The organism is Gammaproteobacteria bacterium (assembly GCA_021648145.1).
Taxonomy (GTDB): domain Bacteria; phylum Pseudomonadota; class Gammaproteobacteria; order JAADGQ01; family JAADGQ01; genus S141-38.
In genome coordinates this window covers 160,827-172,714 of sequence record JAKITI010000004.1, presented here as the reverse complement: position 1 = coordinate 172,714, position 11,888 = coordinate 160,827, and the positions used below count along the sequence as shown (strand labels likewise).

The 11,888-nt window shown below is 45.9% G+C and carries 7 protein-coding genes, 1 pseudogene and 1 CRISPR repeat array; all 8 genes and pseudogenes read right to left on the bottom strand.

The window, feature by feature from the left end; all coding sequences use genetic code 11:
- Positions 1-138: 138 nt before the first annotated feature.
- A CRISPR array of direct repeats spans positions 139-3,542; the repeat unit is 32 nt; unit sequence GTTTCAATCCACGCACCCGCGAAGGGTGCGAC.
- A gap of 178 nt (positions 3,543-3,720) precedes the next feature.
- Positions 3,721-4,014, bottom strand: coding sequence for a CRISPR-associated endonuclease Cas2 (gene cas2, locus L3J70_04145; protein MCF6235552.1), 294 nt, complete (start codon positions 4,012-4,014; stop codon positions 3,721-3,723).
- Between the two features lie 2 nt (positions 4,015-4,016).
- Positions 4,017-5,033 (bottom strand): type I-C CRISPR-associated endonuclease Cas1c, encoded by a 1,017-nt coding sequence (gene cas1c, locus L3J70_04140; protein MCF6235551.1) that lies wholly within the window; start codon positions 5,031-5,033, stop codon positions 4,017-4,019.
- Positions 5,030-5,683, bottom strand: a complete 654-nt coding sequence (gene cas4 / locus L3J70_04135) for a CRISPR-associated protein Cas4 (protein ID MCF6235550.1) — start codon at positions 5,681-5,683, stop codon at positions 5,030-5,032. The genes cas1c and cas4 overlap by 4 nt, the downstream gene beginning before the upstream one ends.
- The gene (locus L3J70_04130) at positions 5,680-6,675 is read right to left on the bottom strand and encodes a virulence RhuM family protein (GenBank protein MCF6235549.1); all 996 of its coding nucleotides are present in this window, start codon (positions 6,673-6,675) and stop codon (positions 5,680-5,682) included. The genes cas4 and L3J70_04130 overlap by 4 nt, the downstream gene beginning before the upstream one ends.
- An 86-nt stretch (positions 6,676-6,761) precedes the next feature.
- A complete protein-coding gene (gene cas7c, locus L3J70_04125) occupies positions 6,762-7,601 on the bottom strand; it encodes a type I-C CRISPR-associated protein Cas7/Csd2 (protein MCF6235548.1) in 840 nt (279 codons plus the stop codon).
- Positions 7,598-9,592, bottom strand: coding sequence for a type I-C CRISPR-associated protein Cas8c/Csd1 (gene cas8c / locus L3J70_04120; protein ID MCF6235547.1), 1,995 nt, complete (start codon positions 9,590-9,592; stop codon positions 7,598-7,600). The genes cas7c and cas8c overlap by 4 nt, the downstream gene beginning before the upstream one ends.
- Complete coding sequence (cas5c, locus tag L3J70_04115; GenBank protein ID MCF6235546.1) at positions 9,589-10,305, bottom strand: type I-C CRISPR-associated protein Cas5c; 717 nt, start codon at positions 10,303-10,305, stop codon at positions 9,589-9,591. The genes cas8c and cas5c overlap by 4 nt, the downstream gene beginning before the upstream one ends.
- Positions 10,306-11,853: pseudogene (cas3, locus tag L3J70_04110) on the bottom strand (CRISPR-associated helicase Cas3').
- Positions 11,854-11,888: the final 35 nt, after the last annotated feature.

Sequence of the window (11,888 nt, the reverse complement as noted above, 5' to 3'; positions counted from 1 at the left end):
AAAGCACCAACCCATAGAGGGTTGGTGCTTTACACGAGCAACGATATAATTGAAGAGCCGGATGCGGTAATTCCGCACGTCCGGATCTGTGTGGGGGCGGTCAGGTAACTGGCCGTTCTACCACGACTGCCGAAAGTCGTTTCAATCCACGCACCCGCGAAGGGTGCGACTTTACGTAGGTTGATTGATTGTGCGTTTATATCTGTTTCAATCCACGCACCCGCGAAGGGTGCGACTGGCTTCGTTTGCCTGAGTATTGCGGACGACCCCCTCGTTTCAATCCACGCACCCGCGAAGGGTGCGACCCGTGCCTTGACTGCTGACTTTCGTTTTGCGTTGTTTCAATCCACGCACCCGCGAAGGGTGCGACCTTGATTTAGGATAGCCATCAAGCCATCAATTAGAGTTTCAATCCACGCACCCGCGAAGGGTGCGACACAAGCGCGGCAAAGAGGTTCCATTTGCTGCTTGGGTTTCAATCCACGCACCCGCGAAGGGTGCGACGTATTTACACTTAGTCGTCGCTCTCGCAGGTCATGTTTCAATCCACGCACCCGCGAAGGGTGCGACACTAAATCCCGTAAGCGCTGCTGCATAAAAAAACCGTTTCAATCCACGCACCCGCGAAGGGTGCGACAAGTGAATCAATAAATAATCCTCAATTACGTGTCGTTTCAATCCACGCACCCGCGAAGGGTGCGACGACTTTGATGATGACATACCTTTTTAAGACAATGTTTCAATCCACGCACCCGCGAAGGGTGCGACTAAAACGCAATGGTTTTAAAGTTTATGGGGTCAAGTTTCAATCCACGCACCCGCGAAGGGTGCGACCATTCTATATCCGAACTATTGGTTTCGACTTTAAGTTTCAATCCACGCACCCGCGAAGGGTGCGACTAAATTCTCCGCCGCTATGCTCCGCGTTTTTATGTTTCAATCCACGCACCCGCGAAGGGTGCGACGAAGACCAGTTCATCTTTCTGGGGTCTTTATTAAGTTTCAATCCACGCACCCGCGAAGGGTGCGACGAATTAGCATACTGCAGCAAAATAAACAGCATTAGTTTCAATCCACGCACCCGCGAAGGGTGCGACTGACACTTATTATAATTAAGTTTATAAATTTTAGTTTCAATCCACGCACCCGCGAAGGGTGCGACATTTTCGGCCATTCGTCGTCTTTTATCATTTTTGGTTTCAATCCACGCACCCGCGAAGGGTGCGACTTGACTGGATTTAAAAACAATCAGTGCTTTGATATGTTTCAATCCACGCACCCGCGAAGGGTGCGACTGAACAATAATATTTCTATTTTCGCACTCGCCTAGTTTCAATCCACGCACCCGCGAAGGGTGCGACAAACGGAGAGTGAACCGCCGAGCCAACTTATTGAGTTTCAATCCACGCACCCGCGAAGGGTGCGACATCAATGGAGTCAATAAACTCTGACATACCAATTGTTTCAATCCACGCACCCGCGAAGGGTGCGACATAAAGCAAACGGCAAACCCAGTTGGCGCTTAGCAGTTTCAATCCACGCACCCGCGAAGGGTGCGACAGTAATATTGCAAAAAGAGATAAAGCACTCAAAAAGTTTCAATCCACGCACCCGCGAAGGGTGCGACGAGGCAAATGATGCTGCGATGGCAGCAGGCAAAGTTTCAATCCACGCACCCGCGAAGGGTGCGACTTTAAAGAAAACGAAACAACTATCGCTTGTCTAGTTTCAATCCACGCACCCGCGAAGGGTGCGACGATAATATTAGCATTACTCAAACTGGCCCCGCGAGTTTCAATCCACGCACCCGCGAAGGGTGCGACACATATTCGTGAGTGCGATTTTGATGACTTGCACGTTTCAATCCACGCACCCGCGAAGGGTGCGACCTATTTCCACGGGTGTCCAGCAAACTGTTAGGTCTGTTTCAATCCACGCACCCGCGAAGGGTGCGACCATCTCGATGACGAATCAAAATCATATCCATCAGGTTTCAATCCACGCACCCGCGAAGGGTGCGACTCTCTGGCTCATTTGCTCATGACCCTGCTCGGCAGTTTCAATCCACGCACCCGCGAAGGGTGCGACTGCTCCATAACCTGTTGCACGGGCTTGCTGCGCAGGTTTCAATCCACGCACCCGCGAAGGGTGCGACATTCACTGGAAATCAATTTTTCTGGAAATACAGGGTTTCAATCCACGCACCCGCGAAGGGTGCGACCTCGGACAGTCTCAAGGCAATTACTCTGATATTTGTTTCAATCCACGCACCCGCGAAGGGTGCGACCTTTCCTTCATTCATCAAATCAATTTCATCCTGCGTTTCAATCCACGCACCCGCGAAGGGTGCGACCGCAATATCAGGTGTATCAAGCAATAATATTATTGTTTCAATCCACGCACCCGCGAAGGGTGCGACATCATCAAGTACATTAAGCATATCAATATGTATTAGTTTCAATCCACGCACCCGCGAAGGGTGCGACCAAGAAGCGGCCATTAAAGCAACAAAAGAAGCTGGTTTCAATCCACGCACCCGCGAAGGGTGCGACCGCATCGCTGATGAAGGAAAAGTACACGTAAAGGTTTCAATCCACGCACCCGCGAAGGGTGCGACAAAGACCTACAAGAAATGGGCGCGGGATTTGTTGTTTCAATCCACGCACCCGCGAAGGGTGCGACCATAGCTAAGGGATTAACCCAAAGCAAACAAGGAGTTTCAATCCACGCACCCGCGAAGGGTGCGACAGAATTCCGAGATTGCTGCGAAGGCAAAGGATTGTTTCAATCCACGCACCCGCGAAGGGTGCGACTTTTCTCCAAAATTAATGTATGGCTGCTTTCAAAGTTTCAATCCACGCACCCGCGAAGGGTGCGACTATTCCCGTTGTAGTGGGTGCGCAGGTATCACGAGTTTCAATCCACGCACCCGCGAAGGGTGCGACATATTAAATTGAGAATTGATTTGGTACGTAAAAATGTTTCAATCCACGCACCCGCGAAGGGTGCGACAAGAAACGGTTTACGTGCCAACTAAGCACTGCATGTTTCAATCCACGCACCCGCGAAGGGTGCGACGTGACATTTACTTAATCCTCATTTTAAATAGTACAGTTTCAATCCACGCACCCGCGAAGGGTGCGACGTCTCTTAAAGCAGCAGATTGGTACAAAGAGTTTGTTTCAATCCACGCACCCGCGAAGGGTGCGACCGTGATATTGCGCCAGACACTTTGCAGGGGGGGGGTTTCAATCCACGCACCCGCGAAGGGTGCGACTGCGGGTAAATCCATCTGCTTAATTAACGAGCTAGTTTCAATCCACGCACCCGCGAAGGGTGCGACTTGTATAGTCTCTCGCTTTGATACTAAAACTGGACGTTTCAATCCACGCACCCGCGAAGGGTGCGACGCCAATTCCGACAAAAAGCATTTCAAAAATATCGTTTCAATCCACGCACCCGCGAAGGGTGCGACGAGCTTGACACGTTAAAAGTCCAGGAGTTAAAGGGGTTTCAATCCACGCACCCGCGAAGGGTGCGACCGTTAAATACTAACTTACTAATTTTTAAAGAACAAATGATAATTTTCCGCTAATCCGAGATAATTTTTCATCAAATAAAACTACAAACAAAATGCAAACTATTATATTCAATTAATATCAATGAGTTAGCCCGCCCGCTAACTTCTCTACGATTTCATGAGAGCACAAGGTTAGCGCATTAAATAATTAACGCATCTCTTATCGGATCAAGAGTAACTTTTGCACCAACATGCTCAACCTTACTCCTTCCTTTTTTACCAAGAAAATAAAAACGAAGACTATCTTCTTTCGGATTATAAATTTCCATCAATTTATTTTTAAATATAGTGAACTGCGCGGGATCAACTTCGCACTCAAATACAGAGTTTTGCACTCGCATTCCATAGTCCAAACAAGTCTTGGCTATATTCCTTAAACGCCGCCTGCCATCGCTTGTTAAAACACTTACATCGTATGTCACTAAAACCAGCATAATTATTTCACCAGATAAGGGGGGTAATATTCTGTATCACCACGTAGGTGGCGCGCCAATAACATAGCCTGACAATGAGGCAGTAGACCAACCGGTACTTTTTCATCTAAATAAGGATGCATGACTTCAACTTGTTTTCGCTCTTGCCATGCAACTAATAGAGTTTTGCGTGCGTCATCCGTTAACCGAACGGCACCGCTGGCTTCCGTCACAAAGTCATTGAGCTTAACCTGCTGCCTGTTAATCAGGGTAAGAACAAATCGATCCGCCCAAGGCGCTCTAAACTCCTCCAACAGATCAACCGCAAGACTCACTCGCCCCGGTCTGTCTTGATGCAAAAATCCAACATAAGGATCAAGCCCTACGCCCTGCAATGCCGATGCACATTCGTGCGTGATTAATGTATAAGCAAACGAAAGCAATGCGTTAACAGGGTCAGTCGGTGGACGGCGCACGCGCCCTCCAAACTTAAAACCATTGCCTTTTAGCAGCGCGTTAAACACACCGAAATAACAGTTTGCGGCATCCCCTTCTATTCCGAGTATTTCTGGAACAGTTGTGACATGACGCACTCGGCGCAAGCTTGCAGCAAGGTGTTTAATCGCGGCTTCGATCGGCTCATTTGAACCATGATTCCGCACTTCGCGCATCAGCACTGACCGGCCATTCGCAATTTTTGCAGCCACCATCAAACGAGCGATAGATACCGACTTCAACTCATCATCTGCCCACCGGTATTGTGTGCGCCGCAACAACACATTACCCGTTTGTTTGCCTTGAACGCGTGCTAAAAACTTTCCATATTCCGTGTAGAACGAAAGCCCTATACTCTTTTCACCACAATAACCCATCAAAAATGGAGAGACACTCACCTGACCAAAACAGAGAATATTACTGACCGTCAGCGCAGGGAACTGTCCGAGCTTTTCTTTATCCAGCTTTACAACAATAGTTTCCCGCTCCTTGTGAAGGTAGCTTTTTTGACGCGTAATATAGAGGGTGTTCAGTAGTTTTTTCATGATTTTTCACTGATTGTATACACATTATGATCTAAAAAAATTCCTTCAATATAAACACCGGAATGATCACGCCGAAAGGTACCAGGCTCGCACAAATCTACTAACGAACAGGCGCGACACCGCTTGGTTTTATCGGTTGGAACGGGTGTTTTCCCTGAAGCCAATATGGCATGCGCGCCCTCAATGGCCGCAACAGTAGCCGCTCGTAATGCATCATCAATCTGAATCACTTCTCGACGACGCACCTCCCAATACCAAATCGCGCCCTCGCTAATATGGGTATCGCGCATCTCTTCTATACAGAGCGCCTGAGCACATACCTGTATTCGATCCCAATCCTCAATTTTTGGTTTGCCACGCTTATACTCCACCGGTAGATATTTCGGTGAATCGCCTTGCTCAATCTCTAACAAATCCATTTTACCGGTAAGCTGGTAGCGCTGCGATTTCAACATCACACTGCGCTCGTAGCGTGTGCCTTTACGCTGCTCGGCGGCACCAGAATCCACCCGCTCATGCAATATATTTCCCTCGGCGGTAAAGCGGTTATCTGCCCAGGCTTGTTCGACATGTATCAATGCAAACTGGCGTGGACAGTAAGCGTAGTGCTGCAATGCAGAGAGCATGATGGTTTGTGGCTCGTCACTCATTTTTTTTGCTGCTCCAGCAACCGGTCAAAATCTGATTTGAAAAGCCTATCTTGCACAATGCGATATTTTTCGAATTCGCTTTCAGCAAACGCTTTGGCAATTTCAGCGGTGACCTTTCCCGCATCTTGCAAAATATCCCGCTCATCAAACTCAAGAAACAGATCAAGCCGCTTGCTCCAGTCGTCCATGGTCATGGGGATATTTCGCTTGGCTCGCTCTTCTGCCAAATCCAGATAGGCACTGACGATTCTGCCCAAAGATTCCAGCTCCTCTTTGCTCAAGTAATTCTTGGCAATGCTCACATCGGTTTTAATGATCTTGCCGTCGGGCGCACTGCCCCAAGATGTCAATCCCATATGCGTTTTGTCACTATCAGCCCGCTGCACAATCAACTCAGCCGCCGTGTGACCGTGTATGCCGAAGTGAAGTTGATTCTGCACCTTAGCAAAGAAAATCTTGGTCGTATTAGCATCCTTGTTGTAATCCAGACTGGTGGCATAAATGTCGGTTATTTTTTGATAAAAACGCCGCTCGCTAAGCCGGATTTCGCGGATTTCAGCCAGTAATCTCTCAAAATAGTCTTCACCTAAAAAAGAACCATTTTCAAGACGCTTGTTATCCAGCACAAAACCTTTAATAGCGAACTCGCGTAGCACCTGGGTAGCCCACTGGCGGAATTGAGTGGCGCGTTTTGAGTTGACGCGGTAACCCACGGAGATAATCATCTCCAGATTGTAGAAATTGGTCGGTTTAGTAGAAAATTCGGAATTTCCGAATTTTCTCAGCGAGGCAGTCTCACCCAGCTCATTGTCAGTATAAATATTCTTAATATGCTCATTGACGGTGGATACCGATTTACCAAACAGCTCAGCAATCAGCTTTTGAGTTAACCAGACAGTCTCTTCTTCCACCCGAACTTCGATGCTCTCTTCACCTGCCTGAGAGGTGAAGATCAGGAATTCAGCAGTGGAGTTGCGGATGAGTTTTTTCATACCATTACCTCCGTATGCGTTCCCACGCAGAGCGTGGGAACGAGAAACGGCTCTGTCCATCTTCGGCTTGGTAGATGAGCATTAGATTAAAATCCATCAATTTCTTCTGGCTCAAGCCCATCCAGGTTGGTAAGTGTATAGCTACCATCCTCTTTCACGGAGAGCGTCCGATGAACTTTTGCCGATGAGTATTGACCAGATTTGCAGTTGTGTTTCCACCAAATGACTTTCTCAACCACCATACTGCCTTCTGGGCGTGCGGAAGAAGCATCGCCTTCGAATAGTTTTGGTAAAACTTGTTTTATTTTGTCCGCATCTTCTTCATTGAAACCCGTTCGCTCAGCAAGCTGTGGGGTCATACCGCCAAAAGTGACATAAACAGCGCTATCCACTCGGTGTTTCATGCCCATTGTATCTGAGCTTTTTTTGCTGCCATCTCCCTCACCACTAACGCTTTTAGTGATTTGCAGGCTAGTAATGCTGACAGGCTCTATACTAAATGCAGATTGTATTGAAACTGGGCCTCGAATGGGAATAGAAACGCCATCTTTATTCTCACTCTTAAAAGCAAACAGCTGACCAAAGCTACGAACATCAATCCATTTCTCATTGGCTAAACGTGCCGTTTCTACTGGTGTAGTTTTTTTGACATTAAAGGCATCTTTACCCAAGCCATATTCTGCTGATTCTGCACGAGTTTTTAAACTCGGCATTCCATCAGTTTTTTTCTCATCCGATTGAACAAATATCTGTTCACCCGCCTCTTGCAATCGATCACGAATTTTGCGTTTAATACAGACATCCGAAACTTCACCAAAACCATCGTAATCGGTACGTGGGCGATTACCGTTCAGCGGATCACCATTAGGGTTGGCATTTTTAACACTAAAAATTAGGGCGAAATCAATTTTATTTTGTAAGCTCATTCGTTATCTCCAGTAGTTGTTTTTTCGTTTGATTGTTTTTTATCACGCAGTTCTCGCCGCTGAGTATGATAGGCCAACAAAAACTCGCCGCTTAATGATTTGTCGCTTACAAACTCACCCTCTTTGAATTTAGACATAACCTCATCCAGTAACGTTTGAATGTTGTGCAAAAAACCAGCGCGATTATTTTTGAGACGCTGTATATAGGGCTGCAATGCTAACTCAATATTACGCCAAGTGGATGCCGGACGGTCGGCAAAACGCTGCATTAAACGCCCAGCAGTAGTGGAACGATTTTCACCCGACACATACAAGGACATATCTTCAATTCTCTCTGCAATCGCCAGCAGACGACCATATAAATAATCTCTTGAATTATTCTCTTGTTCTAACCCCACGATATACTCCTTACTCTGCTTTGGATGACGTTTACAAAAACCCCGATACAGGGCACATGCTATTCCTAAATGTTTTTCCCATAACCACTGCTCATCAGATTTATATGAGCTGCGATTACTGGCACGCCGTACCGCCTTTTCAACTAAATCTTGCGGAAAAGGCCGTGCTTCAACAATGCAAGGCAAAATACGCTCTATCGTATTTTTCTTGAGTGAGTCATTTACGATGCTTCCGTAAATAGCCTCCCAGATTGCCCTAGGGGATGGCGTGCAAACAGGCCATACGGTCTTCGAAATTGGTTTTTTCTTACCTACATCCTCTTCTACTTTATGGCGTTGATACCAAGCAAACTCTTCGTGCCATTTTGAGATACGCTCAATGTAATTATCAGGAAAGAACTCTTGGTAATAGGTAACCGCCATGCGACCTGGCGTTGCAGAATCCAGCCCCATTATGATGATGTTATCCGTTGGCTTTAACTTGGTTCGATAACCCGCCATGTATTTACCCAGTGCTATGGAAAATGACTGGCCAAGATCATTTGTGTGATCAACCTGGGTTTCCGCCGATAGAGGCAGGCCGGATACCTCCTGTATTTCATCAGACATTGCATCCCAAATATCCTCCATGGGTTGAGGTATCTCTTCGCCTGACACAGCCCAGGCTATAATTGCTTGGTCTCCATTTCTGAATCCTTGACGCGAAATCAACCAGCGCAAAGCATTGTGAGCTTTTTGAGTAACATCAAAAGAAACGCCAACTGATTGTGCACCAAACTTTTCTATGCCTTTTTTACTGTCTGTAAATCGCCCCCTAAAGGTATAACCCGACATATCATTTGATGAAACAAGCTTTGCCTTATCTCCAGTATGGCGGAGTTTTGCCGGATGGTTTATTGCCAAAGGCACTTGGTTACCGGTGATATAACAAAGCCCTGTTTTTTCGTTTTTCGATAGATCGTATGAAACCCACGCCTTCTGCAAACTGCGATCTCTCCAAGTTTCACTAACTAAGTCATCTTTCGTTTCTACATTCCAGCAAATGAGTGCATTCCCTTGATCAAGTTTTCCTTTTTCTTTTGGCAAAACTTTAAATATTAGAGGTGCCTCAGTTTCACTATCTTTAGGCCACGACAACAACAGGGATTTATCTTCTCCGACTTGCAAAATATTATTTTCAATCAAATCGCTAACAACCGTTCCTTTCTCAATATACTTAAATACTGACCTAACCTTTGGGTGGGAATATGAGGATTCACACCATTCATTAATTTGATTTAAATACTCATTAAAAAAGGTTTTTTTCTTTCCTCCAAAGTTTGGGTAGTCCTTTGCCACATACTGTATTTTGTCTGCCAATGGGTGCGGAGCCGCACCGCTACCGGATCTTCCAGCCGATCTTTCTGTTGCAGGTAAAATAATTTGGGTTTTTTGTAATATTTCAGCCCGCCTAAAATTTCCCTCGCCATCAATGGTAATTTTTATGTGAGCATTTTGAGGTGTATGGCTAATCGGCATCAATTTATCTGAGTCAAGTAAATCAAGCTGCATCCCAGCCTCATAGGTTTCATACAACTTCGCCATCCAACTCATAAGTTCGCCTCCTCAATTTCTACAGATAAAAGGTTTTCACCTTCTTCAAATTGTTTAGGCAACATCGGGCGAATAAAGCGGCTCACTGTACAATATTTAGGCCGAGGAAATTCCAGAATGCCTTTTTTTAAAGTGGCGCTCCAAAAGCGGCTATGCAGTTCATTTTTTCCCGTCTCATCCGGGTAGTCAAAACCATGAAACATCAGACCAAACCCCAACTCTTCAATGTCATCATAAGCACCAGTACCTTCGCCAAATTCACACGCTTCTACATAAGCCTGGCAATCACGCGTCCCCAAAAATATATCTTGTCTACCACCCCGTTCGATTGAACGCTTGGCAATGGCAAAGTGTTTGCCAGAAATATGATCTTTAGCTAATTCAGGGCGGTGCTCGTTCCATTCAAAGTGTGCCTCTACCTGATATTCCACATGGTGCAAAAAAGTATAAATAGCCAAACTGTTTCCACCGCCCCACACCAGTGGCTTTGTACCTTTGGTTTGCGTGCGTAATGGTTTCATCACCCTTACTTTATCCACATACCAAATAATGCTTGGTTTCCAATAGATAGACTTCAGCACACCTTTGATGGCTTCATAGGTCGGCAAATGGTAAGAGCATTTCTCACCGCCGATTTTGGTTACAGGGTCAGTAAACAGGGCATATCGTCCATGCACTTTGAAGCTGACACTGTTTTTAGGTTTATCATGCATTCAATCCACTCCTAGAAAACTCATTTTGTTGCAGGGTTTAACTGAAAGTCCAAACTCATCGCTATAATATTTTTCATCGAGATAAAATATACCTTCATCCGGCTGTATTTCATGAACAGCACCTTCATTTTGTAGCTGTTTCCATACATTGGGAAATACGTTAACACTGAATTTTTGCGCCTGCTTGAGCAGTGCTCGATAGGTTTTTACATCGAACTCTTTTGCAACCCGCCCCAGCTCTGCAATTAAATCTTTCCCCTCTTCACCATAAGGCACAATGACGGCCTGCGTTGGCGAGTCAATCGCCTTGAACATTTTGCCAGCGGTCATAAAGGATTGTTGAAGCAGTAATGTGTTTTTGTTACGCCCAATATTTACTGCATTGCAACTCAACAAGTTGAGTAAATCATCATCCCTACCCAGTTTTTTAGCCGATATGGGGTAGCTCATTTCCTCAGCTCGATCATAAAAATAATAGTTAAAATATTGTTTGATGGCATCGGGGGCCAATAAATCATCAAAGCCTTCATCCATAACACGCTGCGCCTTGTCTCGACCTACTTTGATATCTGTTAGTAGATCAATATTTTCCTCTGCGGGGTTAACCACATGCACCGTGGCTTCTTTACGCAAACCATTTCGATTGCAACGCCCGGCAGCTTGCGCGATGGAGTCCAACCCGGCGAGAAACCGTATAACTGATGCAAAATCCACATCAACACCCGCTTCAATCAGTTGAGTGCTAATACACAATGCCGGTTGGTTATTTTTCAGTCGCGCCTTAACTTTTGCAAAAATCACTTTACGATGTGCTGGACAAAGGCTGGTGCTCAGTTGAAACAGCGACTCTTTATCTACTTCAGCACCGGCTTGTATTTCCAGATAAAGCTGCTGCGCCCAGGATTTTGTATTGACAATAATCAGGCAGCTACCAAGTTCTTTAAACTCATCCAGTGCGAGTGCCGCGATCTGTTCGGTTGTCCAACCTTCAGGTCTTACCTTATTACTCACTTTCACACGCTTTAGCTTTTCAAACAGTTTAGGTACATCACTGATCAACTCATTTTCAGGTGGGATGATTAATTGGCCTTTCTCGGGTGATTTAAGCTGATCAAGCAGTGGTTGTGTTGCGGTACAAAGCACTGCTGTGGTATTGCAATAGTTAGTGATAAAATTGAGCGCATTACAAAACAGGTGGGTACAATTTATGGGAAGTGTTTGAATTTCATCAAATATCAATACCGTATTGGCCAATTGATGCAGCTTCCTTGCACCTCTGGTTCCTCCTGAAAACAGCACCTCAAGAAACTGCACCATCGTGGTCATTACGATAGGCGCATCCCAGTTTTCACTCACCAATTTGCTATGCCAACTCTGCTGCTCTGGCTCCAGATTCGAATGTTGCTCTAGCACCCAAGGGCTTGTGTCTTTTGAGTCTTCGACAACACCCCTAATGGCTGCGGCGTTCTGCTCAATTATGGAAGTAAACGGGATGATGTAGATAATCCGATCCAGCTTATGCTGTCTTGCATGATGCAATGCATAACGCGGCGTTTTTCAAGAGAGTTGTCGCCTAAAGATTA